Genomic DNA, 24,107 nt, shown 5'->3' with positions numbered 1-24,107 from the left:
ACGGACCCTCCGCGGGGATCGCCCCGGAGGGGCCCGTGCGGCTCGTTAGTTCGGGCGGGCCTCCGAGCACGGGCGGGCTCCGGATAGGCTGGGCGGATGACGCGAGCCGAGCAGCCAACGGTCGTGAGCCCCACCTCCGACTCCGACGCACTTGCCGCAGACTCACGAGAGCGTGCCGTACGAGCTTTGTTGCGATTCCCTCCGCTGCGGCGGTTGTGGGGCGCACAGCTCGTGGGCGGCATCGGCGATGCACTCGCCCTTCTCGTGCTTCTGCTGCTGTCGTTGCAGGCGGCGGTCGCCGAGGGCTCGTTCGGGGCGGGATACCGGGGGGTGGCGTTCGCCGTCGCAGCGGTGTTCGGCGCCCGGATCCTTGCCACAGTGCTCTTCGGAGCCGTACTCCTCGGGCCGCTCGCCGCCCTGACCGCGCCCGGATCCGGGACGCGGGCGTCCAAGGGCCGGGCAGCCAAGCGCGGGCCGTCCGGCGCCCCCGCGGGTGACGGCGCCGACGCCGCGAGCGGCGCCAGGACCGAGGCCGGCAGCGGTGCCAAGGGCGGTCCGCTGGACCGTCGCTGGACGATGATCGGGGCCGACGGCGTACGCCTCGCGCTGCTCATCGTCGCCCCGCTCTGGCTCGACTGGAGCCCCGAGAACGCACTGCCGATCCTTCTCAGTACGGTCTTCGTCGCCGGCGTGGCCGAGCGCTTCTGGACGGTGGCAAAGGAGAGCGCGGCGCCCGCCCTGCTCCCGGCCCCGCCGCCGGAAGGCGCCGCCGTACGCCCGATGCCCGACCACCTCGACGCGCTGCGCCGCTTGTCGCTCCGCACGAGCTTCGTCGCGATCCCCCTGGCCGCGGCCGTCCTGCTCGTCGTCACGCTGATCTCCAACCTGATCGGTACGGGCGTCGAGTGGTTCTCGCTGCACCAGGCGGCCCTCGGGTCGTACGTCGCGGCCGGACTGTTCGCCGCGTCCGTCTCGACCCTGTTCATGCTGGAGCTGCCCGGCGGCCCCACCCCGCGCCCTCGCTCGCCGCTCGAAGGCCTGCGCCGTCCGAAGACCGGAACCTGTCCGGACAAGGGCCGTACGGGCGCGGTGCCGCTGCTCGTCTTCGCCGGCGCGGCCGTGGCCGGCGCCGTCGCGTCCGCCGCTGCCGTCTCCGTGCTGCACGCGAAGGACCTGGGCGGCGGTCCCGTCGCCTTCGCCCTCCTGATCCTCGCCCTGACGGGCGGCGTCGGTGTCGGCATCCGCGGCGCCGGGAAGGTCCTGCCGGGGCTGTCCCGCCGTCGGCTGTTCGCGCTGGCGATCGCCTTCACCGGTGTCGCGCTGCTGGTCACCGGACTCGTACCCGACACGGCGACCGTGCTGTTCGTCGCGCTGCTCGCCGGGGTGTCCGCCGGTGTCGCCGCCGCCACCGGCCACGGGCTGATCGACCAGGAGACCGAGGAGTACCGGCGCGGCCGGCACACCGACCATCTCCAGGCCGTCGTCCGCGTGTACGTGGCGATCGGCGCCGTGGTGGCCCCCGTACTCGCCGCCGCCATCGGCCCGCACCGGCTGGCCTCCGGCGACTTCGTCTTCGCCCACGGCGGCGCGGCCTTCACACTGATGCTGGTCGGCGCGCTGCTGCTGCCCGTGGCCGCCGTCGTACTCGCCAAGACCGACGACCGGTCGGGCGTACCGCTGCGGAACGATCTGCGTGACGCGCTGCGCGGCGGGGCCGACCCGGCGCAGGCCCCGGCGGCGAACGGCTTCTTCCTCGCCATAGAGGGCGGCGACGGCGCCGGGAAGTCGACCCAGGTCGAGGCGCTGGCCGAGTGGATCCGCGCCAAGGGCCACGAGGTCGTCGTGACGCGCGAGCCGGGTGCCACGGCGGTCGGCAAGCGGCTCCGCTCGATCCTGCTGGACGTGTCGAGCGCCGGTCTGTCGCACCGCGCGGAGGCGCTGCTGTACGCCGCCGACCGCGCGGAGCACGTCGACTCGGTCGTACGCCCCGCCCTGGAGCGAGGCGCGATCGTCATCTCCGACCGCTACATCGACTCGTCCGTGGCCTACCAGGGCGCGGGGCGCGATCTGGCGCCGACCGAGATCGCCCGTATCTCGCGCTGGGCCACGGACGGTCTCGTACCGAACCTGACGGTGCTGCTCGACGTCTCGCCCGAGGCGGCGCGCGAGCGCTTCACGGAGGCGCCGGACCGGCTGGAGTCCGAGCCGGCCGAGTTCCATCAGCGCGTACGGGACGGCTTCCTCACCCTCGCAGCGTCGGACCCCGGCCGGTATCTGGTCGTGGACGGGGCGCAGGAGCCCGAGGCCGTCACCACAGTCGTGCGGCACCGGCTCGACCAGATGCTGCCGCTGTCGGCCGCTGAGGTGAAGGCGCAGGAGGAGGCGCGGAAGGCCGCCGCCGAGGAGGCGCGGCGCCGGGCCGAGGAAGAGGCGGCGCGCAAGGCCGAGGAGGAGCGCCAGGAGCGCGAGCGGCAGGCGCAGCTCGCCAAGCTCCGGGCCGAGGAGGAGGAGCGCAAGCGCCGCGAGCTGGAGGAGGCGCGGCAGCGCGAGGCAGACCGGCAGGCGATGGAGGCCAGGGAGCGGGCCGAGGAGGCGCGCAGGCTGGCCGAGGAGGAGCGCGTACGGCGCGAGGCGGAGGACGCTACGCGGCGCGCGGAGGAGGAGCGGCTGCGGCGGCTCGCCGAGGAGGAGAGCCGGCTCAGGGCCGAGGCGGAGGAGCGGCGGCGCGAGAAGCAGCGCAAGGCCGAAGAGGCGCTGGTGCGGGCCGAGGAGGCGCGACGGCTGGCGGAGGCGACGGCCGCGGCGCAGGCCGCGGAGGAGTCAGCGGGGGCCTCGGAGACTCCGGGGGCCGAACGCCGCGAGTCGGACAGCGAGTTGACGGTGCCGACGCCGGTCGTGCAGGAGCCGCCCGCAGATGCGCCGGGTGAGAAGCGGGTGGTCACACCCGACGACGCGACGCAGGAAGTGCCCGCGCCGTCGGGCGGCGAGGGGTCGGGCGACTCTCGCGGTCCGGGCGGCTCGGGCGCGGACAACGACGAGACGCGGGTGATCCCGAAGGTTCCGGATCCGGGGGAGGAGCCGAGGCGGCCGGGGTCCGGCGGGTCTTCGGGCTCCGGCTCCGGCCCGTCGGGTGCGGTGGACCGCGCGGTCGACGAGACGGCCGTACTGCCGCCCGTACGGGACGCGCAGCCGGCAGACCGGGTGCCGCCCGGCTTCTTCCGGGACGACGCGCAGGGGTCGGCGCCCGCGCCGTCCGCGCAGGTCGCGCCGCCACCCGTGGCGGGGAACGACCAGACGCGTGAGCTGCCGCAGATCGATCCGGAGCGGCCGGCACGGCGGCGTTCGGACTGGGCGGAGGAGACTCCGCTGGACGATCTTCCGACGCTCGCCGACGAGTTGCTCGGCCCGCGCGAGGATGACGACGACATCGGCGGGGCGCGCGGCGGTCGCGGCCGGAGCGGTCGCTGAGCGTCGGTTCGTGTCGGGGGCGGGACCGGGGCCGAAGCTGAGGGGCGCGGGTCCCGTACCGGGGGCCGGCGGCCGGAATGTCGGCCTCCGACCTGGTGGGACGGGATTGTCAGACCCTGCCCCCACAATGGATCTCGAAAGTCGGCATCCGGTCCCGATCCCGGTCCGGATGCCGTGGCGCGACTCTGAGGCGGTGACGGCGCATGACCGTATGGGACGACCTGGTCGGACAGGACCGCGTCGCCGAGACGCTCACCGCCGCCGCCCGTGACGCGGACGCCCGGGTCACCGCCGAGGCCTCCGGCACCCCGCCGCCCGAGGCGACGAAGATGACGCACGCGTGGCTGTTCACCGGCCCGCCGGGCTCCGGCCGTTCCACCGCCGCCCGGGCCTTCGCCGCCGCCCTCCAGTGCACCAGCCCGGACCGCGCGCTGGGCGGCGTGCCCGGCTGCGGGTTCTGCGACGGCTGCCACACGAGCCTGATCGGTACGCACGCCGATGTCGAGGTGATCCGCACCGACCTGCTCTCCATCGGCGTCAAGGAGACCAGGGAGCAGGTCCGCCGGGCCCAGCTCTCCCCGGCCGTGGGCCGGTGGCAGGTCATCGTCCTCGAAGACGCGGACCGCCTCACGGAGGGCGCGGGCAACGTGCTCCTGAAGGCCGTCGAGGAGCCGGCGCCCCGTACGGTCTGGCTGCTCTGCGCCCCTTCCCTGGAAGACGTGCTGCCCACGATCCGCTCCCGCTGCCGCCATCTCACGCTCCGTACGCCACCGGTGGACGCCGTCGCCGACGTCCTGATGAGGCGCGACGGCATCGAGCCGGAGGCAGCCGCGGCCGCCGCGCGCGCCACCCAGGGGCACATCGGCCGCGCCCGCCGTCTCGCCACGGACGAACGGGCCCGCGCCCGCCGGGCCACCGTCCTCAAGGTCCCGCTGCGCGTCGAGGACATCGGCGGCTGCCTCCGGGCCGCCCAGGAACTCATCGACGCGGCCGGGGAGGACTCCAAAGAGGTCGCCGAGGGCGTGGACGTCAAGGAGACCGAGGACATGAAGGCCGCGCTCGGTGCCGCGCCGGGAGGCCGGATGCCGCGCGGTACGGCGGGTGTCATGAAGGAGCTGGCGGACCGGCAGAAGCGCCGTTCCACCCGTACCCAGCGCGACAGTCTCGACCTGGCGCTCACCGACCTGACGGGCTTCTACCGGGACGTGCTGGCGATCCAGTTCGGCTCGCGGATCGGGCTGGCCAACGAGGACGTACGGGACGCGCTCGACCGGATCGCGAGAGCGTCGACGCCGGAGGCGACGCTGCGCCGGATAGAGGCGATCGGGGCCTGCCGCCAGGCGCTCGACCGCAATGTGGCGCCGCTGCTGGCGGTCGAGGCGATGACGGTGTCGCTGCGGGCGGGCTGAGCCGCCTGCGCGTCGGGGCCCGCGTCGGCCTTCCGGGTGGGCTGTACGCCGTCCCGACCGGAGGAGCCACCCGTACGGACAGGGAAAAGCGACACTCACGCCGCGACGGCTAGGCTCCACGAATGGACTTCAGGCGTCTTTTCCGTCTCTCCGCCGCCGGGCTCGCCGCGGCGGGTCTGCTCCTCTCCGGCTGCACGTCCGACGACTCGTCTTCCCGCAAGGCGTCGCCGGTGTCGGGGGCTCCGACGGCGCTGAAGAAGTACTACGGGCAGAAGATCGACTGGCGTGGGTGCGGCGTTCCGGGTTTTCAATGCGCCTCGATGAGGGTGCCACTCGACTACGACCGGCCGAACGGCACCGAGATCAAACTCGCCGTCGCCCGCAAGAAGGCCACCGGCCCCGGCAAGCACCTCGGCTCCCTCCAGGTGAACCCGGGCGGTCCGGGCGGTTCGGCCATCGACTACCTCCAGGGGTACGCGGGCATCGGTTACCCGGCCCCGGTCCGGGCGCGCTACGACATGGTGGCGATGGACCCCCGCGGCGTCGCCCGCAGCGCCCCGGTCGAATGCCTCACCGGCAAGCAGATGGACGCCTACACCCAGGTCGACCAGACCCCCGACGACACCGCCGAGCGGGGCCTCCTGGCGGAGTCCTTCAAGAAGCTCGCCCAGTCCTGCGAGAAGCGATCGGCCGAGTTGCTGCCGCACGTCTCCACCGTCGAGGCCGCCCGTGACATGGACATCTTCCGGGGCGTCCTGCGCGACGAGAAGCTGACATACGTCGGGGCGTCGTACGGCACCTTCCTCGGCGCCACGTACGCCGAGCTCTTCCCCCGGCGCGTAGGCCGCCTCGTCCTCGACGGCGCGATGGACCCCTCACTACCGGCGAAGCAAATGAACCGCGACCAGACGGCCGGCTTCGAGACCGCCTTCCAGGCATTCGCCGAGGACTGCGCCAAGCAGCCGGACTGTCCCCTGGGCACCGGGTCGCCGGAGGAGGCGGGCCGCCGTCTGACGGCCTTCTTCAAGGCACTCGACACGAAGCCGATCCCGACCGGCGAGCCCCGCAGACTGGGCGAGTCGCTGGCCACGACGGGTGTGATCAACGCCATGTACGACGAGTCCGCTTGGCCCGGCCTCCGCGAATCCCTCAGCAGCGCGATGGAGGACGACGACGGCTCCGGGCTCCTCGCCCTGGCCGACAGCTACTACGAACGCGAGGGCGACGGCTCCTACACGAACCTCATGTTCGCCAACGCCGCCGTGAACTGCCTGGACCTCCCGCCGGCCTTCAAGAAGCCCACCGATGTGGAGGCGGCGGTGCCCTCCTTCAAGAAGGCCTCCCCGGTCTTCGGCACGGGCCTCGCCTGGGCGTCCCTGAACTGCGCGTACTGGCCGACCATGGCGACGGGCGCCCCCCACCGCGTCAAGGCGAAGGGCGCTCCGCCGATCCTCGTGGTCGGCACCACCCGCGACCCGGCGACCCCGTACAAGTGGGCCCGCTCCCTCGCCGAGCAGCTCTCCTCCGGCGTCCTGCTGACGTACAACGGCGACGGCCACACGGCGTACGGCCGCGGCAGCGACTGCGTGGACACGGCGATCAACACCTACCTCATCGAAGGCACCCCACCGAAGAACGGCAAGAAGTGCTGACCACACCCCCCTCCCCGGCCAAGACCTGGTTCGGGGCACCCCCAAGAACCCTGTAGACTTGCGCCCGCTGCTGATGCGAACCTGACCGTGCGCGGACAGCCAATTCCGCAGCTTGCCGCCTTAGCTCAGTTGGCCAGAGCAACGCACTCGTAATGCGTAGGTCTCGGGTTCGAATCCCGAAGGCGGCTCTGTGAAGGCCCCAGAACTCACTCGCCGTGATCTGGGGCTTTTGCTTTTTCCGGGTACGTCGCGGTCGGGCCGGTGGGTAATGTCCGCCGGGTCCACGGGCTTTGGTCCACGGGCATCGGCGCCATCCCGGCGGATACGGCCCCCGACCCGGTCACCGCTCAGCCGTCGCCTCGCGGCGTCGCCGGGAACGTGGCGGCCGACGCCAGGGCCGTGAAGGCCTGGCGGGTGTGCGCGGACAGGGAGTCCGTGGGTGTGGACGCCCACGTCGTCAGGGCGCAGTGGAACGCGGCGACGACCATGTCCAGGGCCAGCCGGGGGCGTAGATCCGCCGGGTCGGGGATGTCGAGGCGGCGGTGCAGGGTGGCCAGCGCCGAGCGGGTCGTGCGGTCGCAGAAGTGGAGGCCGTGCGCGTCCATCGAGGGGGTCTGCTCGATCAGGTTGTGGCTGAGCAGGGCGCGGTGGGCCCAGTCGTCCGTGGTCGTCCGGTCCAGTGCCGTGAGCAGGGTGTCCTGGACCAGGAGCAGTACCGGGCGGTCGGCGGGGCCGAGGTCGGCCGTGTCGAGGACGTCGAGGAACGTCAGCCACAGGTCCTGCGTCGGGGCCATCGCCACGTCTTCCTTGCTGCTGAAGTAGCGGAAGAACGTGCGCTTGGAGACCTCCACCGAGTCGCAGAGCTCGTCGAGGGTCACCTTGCCGAAGCCGCGCTCCGTGAACAGCTCCAGGGAGGTGTCCACCAGGAGCTGACGGGTGCGCCGCTTCTTGCGCTCGCGCAGCGGCAGCGGCGGCAGCGGCGGAGACAGGTCGGGGGGACCGGGCGCGGTGCTCATGGCACCACCGTACCCGAGGGTCCGTACCCGAGAAGCGAATGCCTCTTGTGCGCGTATGCCACTCAGTGGCACATTGATGGGCGAGCCCTTCAGGAAGGTGTTACTCCCATGCGTGCTCTGCTGGTTGACCACTCCACGCCCGTCGGCCTCCGTCTCGGCGAGGCCCCCGACCCCGAGCCCACACCGCACCAGGCCCTGGTCCGGGTGGCCGCGACCTCCCTCAACCACGGGGAGGTCAGATTCGTCCTGCGGGAAGTCGCCGACGGGGCGGTGCTCGGCTGGGACGCCGCCGGAGTCGTCGAACGCGCCGCCGCCGACGGCTCGGGTCCGCCCGTCGGTACGCCCGTGGTGACCCTCGCCCCCGACGGCGCCTGGGCCGAACTGCGCGCGGTCGACACCGACTGGATCGGTACGGTCCCGGCCGCCGCCGACCTCGGGGCCATCAGCACCATCCCCGTGGCGGGCGGCAGCGCCCTGCGCGCGCTGGCGCGGATCGGGCCGATACTCGGCAAGCGGATCCTGATCACCGCGGCGACGGGCGGCACCGGGCGGTACGCCGTACAGCTCGCCCGGCTCGGCGGCGCCCATGTCATCGCCTCCACCGGAGACCCGGACGCACACGGCGAGAGCCTGCGGGCGCTGGGCGCGCACGAGGTGGTCGCGGGGCCGGCCGATCTCGGCGCGCCCGTCGACGGCGTGGTCGATCTGGTCGGCGGCGACCAACTCGTCCAAGCCTTCGAGCGGTTGACGGCCGGGGGGACCCTGGTCTCGGTCGGGCACGTGGCGGCCGACCAGGGTGAGAACTTCCCGTACGGCGCGTTCTCCGGGCACGACGGACGGCACGACCGCTCGCTCGTCACCTTCTTCCTGCTGGACTGCCCGGACCTGGGGCCGGACCTCGGTCTGCTCGCGTCCAAGGTCGCCGCCGGTGAACTCGACCCGCAGATCTCCTGGCGCGGCGGCTGGGACAAGGCACCGGAGGCGGTCGGGGCCCTTCTCGAACGCCGCCTCCACGGGAAGGCCGTCCTCGACCTGCTCTGACCGGACACGCCACCGGCCCCCGCTCTGACCCGGACATGGCACCGGCCCCCGGGGCAGATCCCGGGGGCCGGCGGTTCGATCAGACGATGGAGAAGGTCAGTTGGCGTCGACCAGGTCGTGCGCCGGCACCTTCACCGTACGCGCGCCCGGCTTGCCGCCCAGGACGACCTTGCGCAGCGCGCTGTTGTTGTCGAGGCTCGTCTCCTTGAGACGGTTCTCGGGGTTGGCGAGCACCTGGATGTAGTAGGTGCCGTTCGGCAGGTTGGTGATGTCGAAGGACTGGCCCGGCAGGTCCTGCGTGTACGTGTCGCCGGAGCCGACGTCCAGCACCTCACGGACGGAGATCGAGTTCTCCTGGCCGCACGCGGTGGACAGGTCGGTGTTGCCCGGGTGCCAGTTGGCGTTCTTCACCGTGTAGTCGACGGCGTCGGTGTTGGCGAGGCAGAACGCCTCCTTGCCGCTGCGCACCTGCTCGTTCTGGTCCGCCTTCAGCAGCCGGTAGCTGGCGAAGTCGGTGAAGTGCCAGTGCTCGTGGCCCGGACGCGGGTCCCACTCCATGGTGCCGGTCGGGGTGTAGCCGACCTGCGTGCCGTCCGCGTCGTAGAAGTACTGGTAGGCGTCCATCAGCTCCTTGCCGGGGCTGCGGAAGCCGTCCACGACGAGCTGCGCGGGGCCCGCGTTCCAGACGTTGGCGCTGAAGGCGAGATAGTCCTTGCCCTTGACGTCCTGGCCGCCGTCGCTGATCTGGATGCCGTAGGCCGGCAGCGAGCGCAGGTCGGGCTTCGGTACGTCCGGGACCGACGCCTTGCCGGCCGGCCGCTTGGCGTTGGGACTGACGGCGGGCGCCTGGCGGGAGCCGTCCGTGCGGCCGGGACCGTCACCGACGGGCGCCACCGCGGTCTTCAGCGACGCCTTCTTCAGCGCCCACGGCAGGGCCGGCGGGGCCGGGACGAGCGGGCCGTGGCCCACGTTGTACGAGGGGCCGGCGCCGCTCGTCGGGGCGGCGGGGGCCTCGGGACGCATCGAACCGTGCCCGGCCATGCCCTTCATGGCCGCCATGTCGTGGCCGCTGTGACCGGACACCGCCTTCTTGCCGCGCAGGCCGACTCCCGACTCGTCCTCCCAACTGCGCTCGCGCACCGTCAGGTTGATCAGCTGCGGCTTGCTGGAGATGCCGAAGAGGTCGCGGTAGCGCTTGTTCACCGTCACCTTGGCGGTGTACTTGCCGGCGGCGAGGTCGACGGGCTCGGAGGAGTAGCCGGCGTAGGTGTTGGACGCCCAGCCCTTCTCGACGCCCCACACCGAACCGAGGGTGAACGCGTTCTCCGGGCAGCTCTCCGGGTATTTCGACTTCGCGGGTCCGTCCGGGTCGATCCGGCCGGCCGCGTTGTTCGGGCAGTACTTCTCCGAGCGGTCGACCACGACCTTGCGGTTCGTGTCGGTGATGGTGATCCGGGCGAAGTCCGGCAGCCCCGAGAAGTCCTTCACCAGGTCCGCGGGAAGCGCCTTGGTGGTGGTCCCGGTGCCGTCGTGGATGATCTGCTCGGCGACGACCGGGTCCTTGTACGACTTGCGGGTCACCTTGAGTTCGAACGGCCCGCCCTCGGCCGTGAGGTAGGTCCCGAGGTCGAGGTAGACGCCCGGGTCCTCCTTCCACGAGTCGAGCGTCAGCGAGTTGGTGGCGGCGATCAGGCTGAGCTTCGGCGTGGTCGGCGCCGAGTCGCTCTCGGGCGCCGCGGCCACGACGCCGGCGGTGACGGCGAGCGCCGCGCCGGCGGCCAACGCCGAACGCCGGAGACGGGCTTGGTGCGTTCTGGTCATCGTTCCTCGTTCTCCGAGTTTCCGAGTGCTTTCCGGATGCTTTCCGAAGGCCTGCGTGGACGGTGGACGAACAGCCGGCGCGACGTACGGACCCGGATCGCGGAACTGTCTTCCCCGTATCTGAGAGGCGGGGGAAGGGGGCCGGGGTTGTCTGTGAACCGGGGAGACGCGGATCGTTGGCCGAAAGACGTTCTCCCGCGCCGCATCCGGCCGTCTTTATGTCGTTTTCGCCCGGCGTGCGTTCCGGCCGTGGTATTTCCGGGGGAAGCCCCGCCCGGCCCCGGCCCGGACGAGCCCGCGGTCAGTCCAGGTCGCGTTCGGGCGAGGTCGCCCACCAGTGGACGAGCTGGTACACCGTCTCGTAGCCCAACTCGGCCCGCAGATTGGTCAGATGGACGTTGATGGTGCGCGAGCTGTAGCCGAGCGCCGTCGCGATCTGCTGCTGGTCCTGCCCCGCGACCAGCGCGCGCAGGATCGTGCGCTGGAGCTGCGTACTGACGGTTCGGCCCGTGGTGCCCTCCCCGGACCGCTCCGGGGCGTGCCACTCCTGTGCGAGGGTCCACTCCTGCTCGAAGGACTCGGCCAGATACGCGCACACCGCCGGGTCCCGGACCATCCACGCGCCCGCGGAGTCCGGTCGTCCCTCCAGATGGTCGGAGAAGAAGGCGACCTTCCGGTCGAAGACGAGCACGCGCAGGAACGGCCTCGCCAGGGTGCGGAACAGCGCGCCCTTCGGTGCCATGACGGCCACCCGCTCCCGTACGTCGGGATTGGTGCGCGCGCTCACGTGGTACAGCGTGCGCAGCGCGACGCCTCTGGACAGCGCGGCGAGGTCGCGGTTGAACGCCTGCGTGAGGACGCGCCGCGTACGGACTCCGGGCTGGGCGGCGAGCAGTTCGCGGGCCTCCTCCGCCGCCTCACCGATCTGACGGTTGGTGGCTTCGACCCCCGTGAGGTACCGGGACCCGGCCCGCAGTGCCTCGGCCACCGACGGCTGGTGCGAGCGCAGTTCGTCGAGCAGCGCCGGGATCTCCTCCAACCGCCGTGCTGTCCGCGCGAGTTCGTCCTGCACGGACGCGCGAAGCCGGCGCTCCAGCCGGTCCAGGCTCACGGGAACGTAGCCGCCGAGCGGTTCTTCCATGACGGCGCCGAGCGCGAGGAGGGATTCCACGCCCGGTACGTCCCCCGACACGATCTCGCCCGCGATGAGGCGCGCGTAGAGCGCCCGTGCCTCGGGCGGCAGAATCGAGTCGATCTCGACCTCGGCCTCGACCCGATTCGTTTTCTGTTTCTCGTCCCTTTTTGTCGCCTTCGGATTCGTCTCGGCCGTCATCGCTTTACGCCTTCAAATCCCGGAACTTCCGACGTCTGAGCAGCCGTATTTCTTGATCGGGGCCGCGGAACCAGACAGCCTAACCTCTCACCGGCCGCCCGCGTCTCGACGGGGCAGATCCAGCTGACATGCCCTCCGAGCGGGGACGGGCGAAAGGGTGCGTTCGGGCGAGAGGGAGACAATGAACGTTCGGCTTCTGGGCTTGATCGAACTGGCCGACCGCGGCCGCACACTTCCACTGCCGTCCGCCCGTGCCCGCGCCCTCCTCGCCTCGCTGGCCTGGCAGCCGCGCACCGTGGTCACCGACGCCGTACTGATGGAACGCATCTGGGGGAGCGAACTCCCCGACAATCCGCGCGACTCGATCTACACGGCCGCGAAGCGGCTGCGCCGGGGCCTGGAGGTGGCGGGCCACACCCACCGGCTCGTACGGCTGCGCGGCGGCTATCTGCTCGATGTGGATCCGGCCGAGGTCGACGTCCACCGATTCCGCTCACAGGTCGCGCTGGCCCGGGACGCCGTACGCCGCGGCTATCTGTGCGAGGCGAACGACGCGTTCGGTACGGCGCTGGGCGACTGGACGGGCACGGCACTGGCGGACGTGGACAGCACCTGGGCGGCGCAGTGCCGCGAGATGCTGGGCCGGGAGCGGCTGCTGGTCCAACTCGCCGGGATAGAGGTCAAGTTGGGACTGGACCGGCACAGCGAGGTGGCACCCGAGCTGTCGGAGCTGGCGGCCGAACACCCCCTGGACGAAGGCGTCGCGGCGCTGTTGATGGTCGCGCTGCACCGCTGTGGTCTGCGGGGCGCGGCCCTGGCCGTGTACGCGGACACCCGCCGGAACCTCGTCCGTGAGCTGGGCGTCGAGCCGGGGGACGCGCTGCGGCGGGCACACCAGGAACTGCTCGGCGGGAGCGGGGCAGTGGCTGTCGAGTGCGCGAGCACCACGGAGACGGCGTCGGCGCGGCTGCGTCTCGTCGGCTGATCCGGGCGGGCGGTTGTTCCCGGCGGGGCGGTTTTTCCGTACGTCGCCTCAGGACGCCTCAGTACGTGATTCCCAGCGCCAGTGTGAACAGATGCCGGTCCCCCGGAGCCGCACCCTGGAGCGCCCGGGTGACCTCGTGGCTCGCACCACCCCAGGGCGAACAGTCGAGACCGTGCGCGCGGGCCGCGAGGCACACCGCCTGACCGAGCGTGCCGGCCCGCACCAGAAGACCGGAGTACGCCGCGGGGTCGGCGTTCCGGGGCGAGCCGCAGATCAGTACATGGACGGGCGCGGGGGTGTAGGCGTCGGCCAACCGCGCGACGAGGTCGGGCGACGTGGGGCCGGGACTCCTGAGCGGGCTGAATCCCGTGTCCGCGTCCCAGAGGTGCAACCCCCGCTCCAGCGCCCGCACATGATCGGCCGCCACCACGGTCCGCAGTCTGGTGGCGGCCCCGTGGCGGGGCTGCGGCCACTGGCTGTCCTGCGCGAGACGGGCGCGTGTGAGGACGTCGGAGAGTGTCCGCGCCTCGACGGGCTCGGTGGTGAACCCGCGTACGGGACGGCGGCCGCGGAGCATCTCGTCGAGCGGGCTCAGCCCCGCGTGCCGCTGGTCGGGGGCGGGCTTCGGGGATGTGGGCGCAGACTCGGCTCGCATCCTTCCCTCCCCCCCCGTCACATTCCCAGGCCGGTCCTCCGGCCGTACGGCGCGGAGCCCCGCGCACGCCGGCCGCCGGGGCGGGACAGCTCCCACGGCGGACGGCGTGAACTCCCCCGAGTAGGGGACTCTCCATACCTACGGCACCCGGACCTGCCGGGCCCCCCGGTCCCTGCGGGCTGCGCCGCCGCACGGACCGGACACGTCACACCCTGCACCAGCCGTCGGTCCCGGCCCGGTCTCCGGTCGGTCGCCCGGTGGCCGGCGGGGGACCGACCCGGGACCGGGGCCTCCAGGTGGTGTCTTCAAAGTCCCGCCCGGCCCGCGACGCTGGCACGGCACCTCGCCGCGTTGTCGGAGTCGTTCAAGTACGCCCGGGCCTTCCACAACGACGATCCTCCGCCTCGCGATGCACCGCACCGGCCGCCGCTCCCTGATCCGGCCCGATCCGAACGAAAGGCCCTAGCGCAGCCGTGCCGTCAGGCTGCCGCCGTGGGCCTGGTGGGTGTCGACGTCGACACGGGTGCCGCCGAGCACCTTGCGGACGCGGACCCCGTCGTCGGACGACACGGCGCGCAGCCGGCGGCCCCGCAGGGTGACCGAGACCGTGCTCCGTTCCATCGTCGGGTCGGAGACCGCGATCGAGACCGTGCCGTCGCGCGACGTCCGCAGCAGCACCGACGCGGCGCCCTCGATCGACAGCAGGCCCGCGCGATGGGTGCCCGGCGTGAAGGTGTTGGCGGCGAGGAGGGACAGGCCGCGGTGTTCGACGGCCTGGACGCGCGTGGTGTTGGCGATGACGGACAGCGGACCCCGGCCGTGCCCTCGCCCGTCCGCGTACGCCTTCAACCGCGCTTCCGTGGCGTTCGGTACGAGCGCGTGGGCCATCGACAGGCGCCGGGCGCCCGCCGGTTGGTCGACCGAGAGCGAGAACACCCGCTTGGTGACGGGGGTGTCGGGGTTGGACGTACGCACGAGACGACGGCTCCTGGTGACGGTGTCCAGCGCGACCGTGGGACGGCCCCCGCGGTCCCCGCCCCGCTCCCCGTCCAGGAAGACGTACCCGACCGAGACCCCCTGCCCGGCGTCCGCGTACCGCAGCCAGGACACCGGGCCCGGAGCCGTACCACCCCCCGACCACGGCGTTCCGTCCCGCAGCCGCCCCGTCACCGTGACGGCGTCCGACGCGGCGGCGATCCTGCTGTCGAGCGTCGTCGTCACCGCGCGTCCCGCCGGGTCACCGACGCCGGCCGCCAGGACGACGATCTCCTCGTCGAACATGAACCACGACTTGGTCGCGGCGGCGTTCCGGTAGGCGACGAAGTCCTCGGGCAGCTCGCCGGCCTGCTTCGCGGCGTACGCGACGTCGTCGCCGAGTACGAGCCCGGCCGCGCCGTACGTACCGAGACGGGCGCCGCCGGACAGGGAGTTGGTGCCGCGCGGGAAGTAGACGTAGGTGTTCTGCGACTCCGACGACGAGGTGAAGCCGCGGTCCGGGTTGTCGTACCAGGCGGTGCCGTACAGCTCGGGGATCGTCCCGCGGGTCTCCACCGGCGCGGTGACACCGGCCAGCCGGTAGGGAGAGACCGTCGTGTAGTAGTCGACGCCGAAGGCGAGCGTCTGGTCCTGACCGGCGAGGTACAGATAGTGCGCGCCGTCGCCCTGGAACCACGGCATCAGATTCTCGCCGCTCATGTACTCGTACTTGCTGATCCGGTCGGAGCTGCGGGCCAGCGCGAACGCGTAACCGGGCCGCCGGTGCACGGTCTTGTCCATCGCGTTGAACGCGGTGTGGCTCTCGGCGTCCCCGAGGTCCCGCGCCGGTACGGACGTGTCGGCGAGGATGTCGGCGTAGCGGGCGACGCTGACCGGCGAGACGAAGACGGCCGGGTCGAGGGCCGCCTTCGACGTCTGCCGCACGAACTTCACATACCCCTTGAGCGCGCCGGCGTCGGAGTCCGTCGCGTGTCCCGAGAGGTCGACCACGGCCTCCACGACGACCGCCACGTCCGTGTAGCCCGTCGCCGTCCGCGACACCCCGCGGCCCTTGACGACCTCCATCATCCAGCCCTCGAAGACGAGCGGCGCGAACCCGTCGGCGACCCAGCCCTGCACGACGGCCACCAGATCGGCGGTGTCGATGTAGTCGGTGCCTTTGAGGATCTTGACGGTCTGCACGGCGCGGGTGAGCAGGACCTTGCCGTACGAGCCGGTGTACGCGACCGAGTCGTGCTGGATGAAGGAGCCGTCGGCGTAGAAGCCGTCGGTGACGCCGTGCCGCGGCTGGTACGGATCGACGGTGGCGTACACGGTCAGCTGGTCGGCGACGGCCTTCGTGACGCGGGCGTCGTCGCCGGTGACGGCGCCCTGGAGGATCCGGTTGGTGGTGATGTCGGCGAGGTTGGCGCCGGTGTGGAAGCGGGAGTCGAGGTCGACGTCGCCGTCCTTGCCGTTGCGCAGATAGGCGTCCATCGAGGCGAGATACGTGGCGGCCAGATCGGGCCGGTGGGCGGCGAGTTCGTCCTTCAGCAGGACAAGGGTCTTGCTGACGCTCGCGGATATGCCGATCTCCCAGTTGAACCAGTTGCCGTAGTAGCCCTTCGACTGGTCGCCGTAGTACGTGTCGTGGAGCCGTGTCAGGCCGTCGATGACGCGCCGCTGCACGCTCACGTCGTCGCGGAGGTCCGAGGCGGCGGGGCCGGGGACGCGGGTGGCGAGGGCGATCTCGTACAGGTACTGGTACGAGGTGTTGAGGTTCGCGTCGCTCGTGCCGAGGGGGAGGCCCTTGAAGAGTTCCCCGGGGCCCGCGCCGTCCAGCGCGGTGAGGCGGGCGCGTGCCGTCGACGCGATGGCGGCGAGTTTGGGTCCCACCTCGGGGCGGGCGTTGGACTCGGCGGTGCCGGCGAGGATCGCGAGGGCGTTGGCGAGGACCGCGGCGTGGTCGGCGGCCGGGTCGGCCCGGTCGGCGCCGCTCGAACTCACCGGCCGGCCGGCGGCCTGAGCACGCAAGGGCGCGGCCATGGCGAGCAGGGCGGACGCGGGCAACATCGTCAGCAGGGTGCGGCGCGAGAGCTGCAAGGCAGTGCTCCAAACTCGGCAAACGTGGCCAGAAAGCGCTTGCCGCATCCAAACAACCGGGGTTGTGCCTGTCAATGAATCGGTGGCCGTGGCAGGGGTGGTCCCGTGTGGCCGGTGGGGCGGGCGTTCGTTATGACACCGCTATACACACCATGTATACGTCGTGTGTAGAGTGTTCGCCATGTCAATCGGTCACACCCTCCTCGGGCTCCTCGAATCCGGCCCTCAGCACGGCTACAACCTCAAGCGCGCCTTCGACGACTCCTTCGGCCACGACCGCCCCCTGCACTACGGGCAGGTCTACTCGACCATGTCCCGGCTGCTGAAGAACGGGCTCGTCGAGGTCGACGGCATAGAGGCCGGCGGGGGACCCGAGCGCAAGCGGTACGCGATCACCGAAGCCGGCATCACCGATGTCGAGCGCTGGCTCGCGCAGCCGGAGAAGCCGGAGCCGTATCTCCAGTCGACCCTCTACACGAAGGTCGTCATCTCGCTGCTCACCGGGCGCAGCGCCGCCGATCTGCTCGACACGCAGCGCGCCGAGCATCTGCGGCTGATGCGCGTCCTGACCGAGCGCAAGCGGCACGGCGATCTCTCCGATCAGCTGATCTGCGACCACGCGCTGTTCCACCTCGAGGCCGACCTGCGCTGGCTGGAACTGACCGCCGCCCGCCTGGACAAGCTCGCCGAGGAAGTACGCCGATGAGCGCCACGCCCCCCACCTCCACCCCCGCGGCGTCCTCCACCACTCCCGCGGCCCCCGCGGGCTCGCTGCTCGCCGCGTACGACCTGCGTAAGTCGTACGGCGCCACCCCCGCTCTCGACGGCGCCTCGTTCTCGATCCACGCCGGCGAGATCGTCGCCGTCATGGGCCCGTCCGGATCCGGCAAGTCGACGCTGCTGCACTGTCTCGCCGGCATCGTGCCCGCCGACTCCGGGACCATCAGCTACCAGGGCCGCGACCTCACCGAACTGTCCGACAGGGCACGCAGCGCGCTACGCCGCACGGACTTCGGCTTCGTCTTCCAGTTCGGCCAGCTCGTGCCGGAGCTGACCTGCCTGGAGAACGTGGCGCTGCCGCTGCGCCTGAGCGGCACCCGCCGCAAGGAGGCCGAGCGGATCGCGCTGGAGTGGATGGAGCGGCTGGAGGTCACCGACGTACGCGCCCAGCGCCCCGGTGAGGTCTCCGGCGGTCAGGGGCAGCGCATAGCCGTCGCCCGCTCGCTCGTCACCTCACCGCGTCTGCTCTTCGCGGACGAGCCGACGGGCGCGCTCGACTCGCTCAACGGTGAGCGTGTGATGGAGCTGCTGACCGACGCGGCGCGATCGGCGGGCACGGCCGTCGTCCTGGTGACGCACGAGGTGCGGGTCGCCGCGTACTCGGACCGGGAGGTCGTCGTACGGGACGGGCGCACGCGCGACATGGACGCCTACGTCGGGGGCGCCGGTCCCGGTGGCCCAGGCGGTCGAAGCGGCGGCGTGGGGCACGCGGCATGACGCTCCTCGACCGGAAGGCGCCCCCGCTCCCCCCGCGCCCGGCGACCGCCACCGCTCCCACCGGTATCCGCGCCTGGGCGCGGGACCTCGCCCTCGGCACGCGCTTCGCCGTCTCCGGCGGGCGCGAGGGGTGGACCCGTACGGCGCTGACCGCGCTCGGCGTCGGCCTCGGCGTCGCGCTGCTCTTCGCCGCCGCCGCCGTACCGCGGATCCTCGACGCCCGTGAGGCCAGGAGCCAGGCGCTGGACATCCCGTCCGCCGCCTCGCAGGCCGTCGGCGGGGGCGGCACCGACACCTTCGTCTGGGCCGACGCGGGCACCGAATACCGCGGCGACCCGGTGAGCGGCCGGCTGCTCCGCCCGGAGGGCGCCGACGCGCCGCCGCCGCCGGGTGTCGCGAAGATCCCGGGCCCCGGCGAGATGGTCGTCTCACCCGCGCTGCGCGATCTGCTCGCGTCGTCCGAAGGCACGCTGCTGGCGCAGCGCCTGGACGACCGGATCGTCGGCACGATCGGGGACCCGGGTCTCGTCGACCCCGGCGATCTGCGCTATTACGCGGGCAGTTCGACGCTGAGCGTCGACGCCGCCGGTATCCGGTCGTCCGGCTACGGCCACAAGGCGTCCGCCACACCGTTCAATCCGCTGCTCGTGGTGCTGGTCATCCTGATGTGCGTCGTGCTGCTGGTGCCGGTGGGCATCTTCATCGCCACCGCCGTCCGCTTCGGCGGCGAGCGCAGGGACCGCAGGCTGGCGGCGCTGCGGCTGGTGGGCGCCGACGCCAGGACGGTACGGCGGATCGCGGCGGGGGAGGCCCTGTTCGGGACGGTGGCCGGGCTGGCCGTCGGTGCCGCGATCTTCCTGATCTGCCGTCAGGTGGCGGGTCATGTAAGGCTCTGGGGGTTCAGCGCCTTCCCCTCCGACGTGGTCCCGGAGCCCCGGCTGGCCCTGCTCGTCGTGCTCGCGGTACCCCTCGCCGCGGTCCTGGTCACCCAGGCCGCGCTGAGTTCGGTGGCCATCGAACCGCTCGGCGTCGTACGCGACACGGGTCTGCGCCGCCGCAGGCTCTGGTGGCGGCTGCTGCTTCCCGTCATCGGCATCGCCATCCTGGCGACGACCGGTCGCGTCGACGAGGCGACGACATCGGTCGGGCCGTTTCCCATCGCCGTCGGCGCCGCGTGCGTACTGATCGGACTCGCCGGGCTGCTGCCCTGGCTCGTCGAAGCGGTCGTCTCGCGGCTGCGCGGCGGACCGGTGCCCTGGCAACTGGCCACCCGAAGGCTTCAGCTGAGCAGCGGTACGGCGGCGCGGGCGGTGAGTGGCATCACCGTCGCGGTGGCGGGCGCCATCGCCCTGCAGATGATGTTCGGCGCCATGCAGAAGGACTTCCTCCAGCTCACGGGACAGGACACGGACCGGGCGGACTTCTATGTCTCCGGCGAGTACGGCGACTCCGCTCTCGCGGAGCGGATGATCCAGGACTTCCGCGACACCGAGGGGGTCTCCGACGTCATCGGCACGGTCGAGACCTATGTGGTCGCCACCGGCGCCCCCACCGAGCAGGGCTGGCAGCCGACCACGAGCCTCACGGTGGGATCCTGCGCGACGCTGAAGGACATCGCCGAGCTGCCCTCCTGCCGGGACGGGGACGCGTTCGTGGCGCACCTCGACTCCAGGGCGGCCAAGGAGGTCGGCGTGGCCGGGGTGGCGGAGCAGAACGCCCGTACGGACGAGGCCGCCGTGCCCGGCAAGGAGATCGACCTGACCGGGGACTACGGGGAGGGCAAGGGCAAGCCCGTGCTGTGGACGCTCCCCAGGTCGGCCCGGACGGTGACCGCCTTCCCCGATCCGATGGGCGACGTGCACGACGGCATCCTCGTCACGCCGGGCGCTCTCGGCCCGCGCGGACTTCCCGGGGCCACGGCTACGGCTTCCATCAAGGTCGACGGGAAGGTGCCGGACGCGGCCGAGTACGTACGCGGAACGGCGGCGGACATCGACCCCACGCTGCGGGTCCGCGCGCTCAAGAACCTTGAACGGGACAAGCAGTACGGGAGCGTGCAGAGCGGCCTCCAGGTGGGCGGCACCCTCACGATGATGCTGATCGCCGCGAGCATGCTCGTCTCGCAGATCGAGCAACTGCGCGAGCGGAGAAAGCTGCTGTCCGTCCTGGTCGCCTTCGGTACCCGGCGCGCGACGCTGGCGTGGTCGGTGCTCTGGCAGACGGCTGTGCCGGTGGTGCTGGGCACGGGCCTCGCGATCGCCGGCGGGCTCGTCCTCGGCGACTTCATGCTGGGCATCATCGGGAGATCGATCGACGACTGGTGGGTCTTCGTCCCGTACGCGGTGGTCGGCGCGTCGGTGATCCTGCTGGTGACGCTGGCGAGCCTGCCACCGCTGTGGCGGATGATGCGGCCGGAGGGGCTGCGTACGGAGTAAGGGGCGGGCCGGGCGGGAGGGACGTCGGCCGGATCACCACGGCGGGTGATCCGGCGGGTAATTCGGTCGACGCGCCGGTGGCGGGTTCGGCAGGCTCCCGTTATGGAACCTCATGTCTGGCCCCTGTACGGCCTGCGGATCACCACGCCCCGCCTCGAACTCCGGCTCCCGGATCTGGACACGCTGTCCGACCTGGCGGCCGTCGCCGCCGCCGGAGTGCACGACGAGGACGAGATGCCCTTCTCCGTGCCGTGGACGGACGGGACCCCGGGGGAACGCGGCCGGTCGACCTTCCAGCATCTGCTCGGCACCGTGGCGGCCTGGACCCCTGGGGCCTGGACGCTGAGCCTGGCCGTCCGCAGCGAGGGTGAGGTGGTCGGCCGCCAGGACGTGGGCGCGAACGACTTCGCGGTGACCCGCGAGGCGGTCACCGGCTCGTGGCTGGGGCAGACGTACCAGGGGCGCGGCATCGGCACCGAGATGCGGGCGGCCGTGCTGCACCTGGCGTTCGAGGGGCTCGGCGCGCGGTACGTGACATCGGCCGCGATGACCGACAACGCGCGCTCGCTGCGGGTCTCGGAGAAGCTCGGTTACCACCCGGACGGGCTGGAAGTGCTGTCTGTACGGGGCGAGGCGCGCACCTTCCGGCGACTGCGCCTGGACCGAGCGGGGTGGGAGGCGCACCGTACCGTCCCGGTCGAACTGCACGGCCTGGAGCCTACGTTGGCACTCTTCGGGCTCTGACCGGTGGGTGTGGGCCGGTGGGTGTGGCCCGGGACGTACGCCCCGGGCCGCACCCACCGCGCCGTGGATCAGTCCGCCGTCGGCAGACCCGCCCGGATCTCGCGGGCCGCCGCGACCAGGTTCTCCAGCGACGTACGGACCTCCGGCCAGCCGCGCGTCTTGAGACCGCAGTCGGGGTTCACCCAGAGCCGTTCGGCCGGGATCGCCTCAAGTCCCTTGCGGAGCAGCACCGTTGCCTCGGCCGTGCTCGGGACGCGAGGCGAGTGGATGTCGTACACGCCGGGTCCCGCCTCACGGGGGTAGCCCTCGGCGGCGAGTTCGCCGGCCACCCGCATATGGGAGCGGGCCGCCTCCAGGCTGATGACGTCGGCGTCGAGGTCGTCGATGGCCCGGACGATGTCGCCGAACTCCGCGTAGCACATATGGGTATGGATCTGGGTGTCCGGGCGTACGCCGCCGGTGGCGAGGCGGAACGATTCGGTCGCCCACGCCAGATACGCGGCCCGGTCGTCGTCACGCAGCGGCAGCGTCTCGCGCAGCGCCGGTTCGTCGACCTGGATCACCGAAGTGCCCGCCGCCTCAAGGTCGTCGACCTCGTCGCGCAGCGCGAGGGCCACCTGCCGCGCGGTGTCGCCGAGCGGCTGGTCGTCCCGCACGAAGGACCAGGCGAGCATGGTGACGGGCCCGGTGAGCATCCCCTTCACGGGGCGGGCGGTGAGCGACTGCGCGTACGACGTCCAGCGCACCGTCATCGGCTCGGGCCGCGAGATGTCACCGGCGAGGACCGGCGGGCGCACGTAACGGGTGCCGTACGACTGCACCCAGCCCTGCCGCGTGGCGACGTAACCGGTCAGCTGCTCGGCGAAGTACTGCACCATGTCGTTGCGTTCGGGCTCGCCGTGCACCAGGACGTCGAGCCCCGCCTTCTCCTGGAAGGCGAGCACGTCGCGGATCTCTTCCCTGATCCGCTCCTCGTACACGGCGGTGTCGATCCGCCCGGCGCGCAGGTCGGCCCGCGCCGTGCGCAGATCGGCGGTCTGCGGGAACGAGCCGATGGTGGTCGTCGGCAGCGGCGGCAGACCCAGGTGCGCCCGCTGGGCGGCGGTCCGCACCTCGTACGGCTGCGAACGGCGGGCGTCCGCACCGGTGACGGCCGCGGCGCGGGCACGCACGGCCGGGTCGCGGGTGAGCGCCGAGCCCGCGCGGGAGGCGAGAGCGGCGCGGTTGACGGCGAGTTCGGCGGTGATCGCGCCGGTGCCCTCGGCCAGGGCACGGGCCAGGGTCGCCACCTCCGTGCTCTTCTGGCGGGCGAACGCGAGCCAGGGGGCGATCTCCGGGTCGATGTCGTGCTCGGCGGTCGCGTCGAGCGGGACGTGCAGCAGGGAGCAGGACGGGGCGACGTCGACACGGCCGGCGAGGCCGAGGAGCGTGCCGAGCGTGGCGAGGGACTTCTCCAGGTCGTTGATCCAGATGTTGCGTCCGTCGACCACTCCCGCGACCAGCCGCTTGCCGGGCAGTCCGCCGGCGGACGCGAGGCTTTCGAGGTTGGCGGCGGCCGGACCGGTGAAGTCCAGCGCGAGCCCTTCGACGGGTGACTTGGCGAGGACCGGCAGGGCCTCGCCGAGCCGGTCGAAGTAAGAGGCGACGAGCAGCTTCGGCCGGTCGGTCAGCCCGCCCAGGTCGTGGTAGGCGCGGGCGGCGGCGGCCAGTTCGGCCGGGGTGCGGTCCTCGACGAGCGCGGGCTCGTCCAGCTGCGCCCAGCCGGCGCCGGCCGCGCGCAGGTCGGCCAGGACCTCCGCGTACACGGGAAGGAGCCGGTCGAGCAGCGTCAGGGGCTCGAAGCCGTCGGGCGCTCCGGGGGCGGGCTTGGCCAGCAGGAGGTAGGTGACGGGGCCGAGGAGTACGGGCCGGGCGGTGAGGCCGAGCGCGAGGGCTTCGGTGAGCTCGGCGACCTGCTTGGTGGAGTCGGCGGAGAAGACGGTGGCGGGGCCGAGTTCGGGGACGAGATAGTGGTAGTTCGTGTCGAACCACTTGGTCATCTCCAGCGGCGCCACGTCCTGCGTGCCCCGCGCCATGGCGAAGTACCCGTCCAGCGCGTCGGCGTCGACCGCCGCGCGGTGCCGCTCGGGGACCGCGCCGACCATCACGCTGGTGTCCAGTACATGGTCGTAGTACGAGAAGTCGCCGGTGGGGACCTCGTCGACACCGTCGGCGGTGAGCTGCTCCCAGTTGGCGCGGCGCAGCCCGGCCGCTGTGTCGCGCAGGGTGTCGGCGCCGACGGCGCCCCGCCAGTAGCCCTCGATGGCCTTCTTCAGTTCGCGGTGCGCGCCCTGGCGGGGATACCCGTACACGGTGGCGAGTGCTGCCGCGGCTGCGGACTTGTCTGTCACGGAACTCTCCTTCGCGAGTTGTCCTGCGATCCCGGGACGGAACGAGGACACGAAGGGGTACGGAATCGGGCGGGCTGCTCCGTACGCGAGTCCACGCGTCCGGTGTGTGTACGCGTATACGTGTGTTGCACGTCTGTGAACGTGCGTGCCCGCGTCAGCACCACTGCCCGACCGATATGTACGCCGACCCGCCCACGGGGTCACCGGGATGTCCGTACGCGATCGGTCACGTACGGGCAGCGGGCAGGTCTTCGGACTCGCGGGCAGATCCGCCGGGCACGGACACCCGACGGACACCTACTGACCGTCGCTTCCCAGGCCCGGCACGGGCCCAGTGCTGATGACGGCGGTCGTTCCCACTCACCGCTGCGGGGCAGTCCCGGATTCTCACCGGGTTCCCTCTTACGACGCTCCCGCCCGGCGGACGGGAACGGACCAGCTGCACCGCCAAGCGTAGCCGTTGTCCATCCGCTCCCTCGAAGCCTTACCAAATATTCATGAACGGGCTAATCCACCAGCTTCCGGGTCGAGTTCGTACAACGCGACAGGCCGATACCTCCTTGACACACCTATTGGTCTAAGC

14 protein-coding genes, 1 tRNA gene, 1 pseudogene and 1 riboswitch are annotated in these 24,107 nt (G+C 72.0%); of the genes and pseudogenes, 10 read left to right on the top strand and 6 right to left on the bottom strand.

The genetic code is table 11. The annotated features are described in order from the left end of the window. Positions 1 to 96 precede the first annotated feature (96 nt). The 4 genes from tmk (at position 97) to IEY79_RS19705 (ending at position 6,717) form a co-directional block, all read left to right on the top strand. A complete protein-coding gene (gene tmk, locus IEY79_RS19720) occupies positions 97 to 3,468 on the top strand; it encodes a dTMP kinase (RefSeq protein ID WP_229700973.1) in 3,372 nt (1,123 codons plus the stop codon). A gap of 203 nt (positions 3,469 to 3,671) precedes the next feature. Then, complete coding sequence (locus IEY79_RS19715; RefSeq protein ID WP_189108849.1) at positions 3,672 to 4,877, top strand: DNA polymerase III subunit delta'; 1,206 nt, start codon at positions 3,672 to 3,674, stop codon at positions 4,875 to 4,877. Between the two features lie 122 nt (positions 4,878 to 4,999). Continuing rightward, on the top strand, positions 5,000 to 6,529 hold the full coding sequence (locus IEY79_RS19710) for an alpha/beta hydrolase (protein WP_189108848.1): 1,530 nt from the start codon (positions 5,000 to 5,002) through the stop codon (positions 6,527 to 6,529). 114 nt (positions 6,530 to 6,643) lie between these two features. Then, a tRNA-Thr gene (locus IEY79_RS19705) sits at positions 6,644 to 6,717 on the top strand. Positions 6,718 to 6,876: 159 nt separating this feature from the next. Here IEY79_RS19705 and IEY79_RS19700 read toward each other — a convergent pair. Then, positions 6,877 to 7,545: a TetR/AcrR family transcriptional regulator gene (locus IEY79_RS19700; RefSeq protein ID WP_189108847.1), complete on the bottom strand. Its 669-nt coding sequence runs from the start codon at positions 7,543 to 7,545 to the stop codon at positions 6,877 to 6,879. 108 nt (positions 7,546 to 7,653) lie between these two features. On the opposite strand from IEY79_RS19700, the gene IEY79_RS19695 reads away from it, so the two are divergent. Next, positions 7,654 to 8,586 carry a zinc-binding dehydrogenase gene (locus IEY79_RS19695; protein ID WP_189108846.1) on the top strand — a complete coding sequence of 311 codons (933 nt, stop codon included), beginning with the start codon at positions 7,654 to 7,656 and terminating at the stop codon, positions 8,584 to 8,586. A gap of 96 nt (positions 8,587 to 8,682) precedes the next feature. On the opposite strand, the gene IEY79_RS19690 is transcribed toward IEY79_RS19695, so the two are convergent. Continuing rightward, positions 8,683 to 10,407, bottom strand: coding sequence for a lysyl oxidase family protein (locus IEY79_RS19690; RefSeq protein WP_189108845.1), 1,725 nt, complete (start codon positions 10,405 to 10,407; stop codon positions 8,683 to 8,685). A gap of 301 nt (positions 10,408 to 10,708) precedes the next feature. Next, positions 10,709 to 11,740: a helix-turn-helix transcriptional regulator gene (locus IEY79_RS19685; RefSeq protein WP_189108844.1), complete on the bottom strand. Its 1,032-nt coding sequence runs from the start codon at positions 11,738 to 11,740 to the stop codon at positions 10,709 to 10,711. Between the two features lie 181 nt (positions 11,741 to 11,921). Between IEY79_RS19685 and IEY79_RS19680 the strand changes: the two genes are divergently transcribed. Beyond that, entirely contained in the window at positions 11,922 to 12,725 is an 804-nt protein-coding gene (locus IEY79_RS19680; protein ID WP_189108843.1) for an AfsR/SARP family transcriptional regulator, read from the top strand. A gap of 58 nt (positions 12,726 to 12,783) precedes the next feature. Here the strand turns inward: IEY79_RS19680 and IEY79_RS19675 are convergent, their stop codons facing one another. Together IEY79_RS19675 and IEY79_RS19670 are read right to left on the bottom strand one after the other, a co-directional pair. Continuing rightward, entirely contained in the window at positions 12,784 to 13,380 is a 597-nt protein-coding gene (locus IEY79_RS19675) for a nitroreductase family protein (protein ID WP_189108842.1), read from the bottom strand. A 462-nt stretch (positions 13,381 to 13,842) separates the two neighbouring features. Continuing rightward, complete coding sequence (locus tag IEY79_RS19670; RefSeq protein ID WP_189108841.1) at positions 13,843 to 16,458, bottom strand: polysaccharide lyase family 8 super-sandwich domain-containing protein; 2,616 nt, start codon at positions 16,456 to 16,458, stop codon at positions 13,843 to 13,845. A 181-nt stretch (positions 16,459 to 16,639) separates the two neighbouring features. On the opposite strand from IEY79_RS19670, the gene IEY79_RS19665 reads away from it, so the two are divergent. From IEY79_RS19665 to IEY79_RS19650, 4 genes and pseudogenes are all read left to right on the top strand, one after another. Continuing rightward, positions 16,640 to 17,164 (top strand): PadR family transcriptional regulator, encoded by a 525-nt coding sequence (locus IEY79_RS19665; protein WP_189108840.1) that lies wholly within the window; start codon positions 16,640 to 16,642, stop codon positions 17,162 to 17,164. Continuing rightward, positions 17,161 to 17,895: pseudogene (locus tag IEY79_RS19660) on the top strand (ABC transporter ATP-binding protein); the annotation flags it as partial. The gene IEY79_RS19665 and the pseudogene IEY79_RS19660, both read left to right, overlap by 4 nt. 56 nt (positions 17,896 to 17,951) lie before the next feature. Continuing rightward, complete coding sequence (locus IEY79_RS19655; RefSeq protein WP_189108838.1) at positions 17,952 to 20,390, top strand: FtsX-like permease family protein; 2,439 nt, start codon at positions 17,952 to 17,954, stop codon at positions 20,388 to 20,390. A gap of 102 nt (positions 20,391 to 20,492) precedes the next feature. Beyond that, positions 20,493 to 21,134 carry a GNAT family N-acetyltransferase gene (locus IEY79_RS19650; RefSeq protein WP_189108837.1) on the top strand — a complete coding sequence of 214 codons (642 nt, stop codon included), beginning with the start codon at positions 20,493 to 20,495 and terminating at the stop codon, positions 21,132 to 21,134. A gap of 68 nt (positions 21,135 to 21,202) precedes the next feature. Here IEY79_RS19650 and metE read toward each other — a convergent pair whose 3' ends face one another. After that, complete coding sequence (gene metE / locus IEY79_RS19645) at positions 21,203 to 23,524, bottom strand: 5-methyltetrahydropteroyltriglutamate--homocysteine S-methyltransferase (RefSeq protein WP_189108836.1); 2,322 nt, start codon at positions 23,522 to 23,524, stop codon at positions 21,203 to 21,205. 225 nt (positions 23,525 to 23,749) lie between these two features. Beyond that, positions 23,750 to 23,979: riboswitch (cobalamin riboswitch) on the bottom strand. Between the last annotated feature and the right edge of the window lie 128 nt (positions 23,980 to 24,107).

This window comes from Streptomyces camponoticapitis (assembly GCF_014646115.1).
Lineage (GTDB): Bacteria > Actinomycetota > Actinomycetes > Streptomycetales > Streptomycetaceae > Streptomyces > Streptomyces camponoticapitis.
The sequence above is the reverse complement of the archived record's forward strand: the minus strand, read 5'-3'. Positions and strand labels throughout refer to the sequence as shown.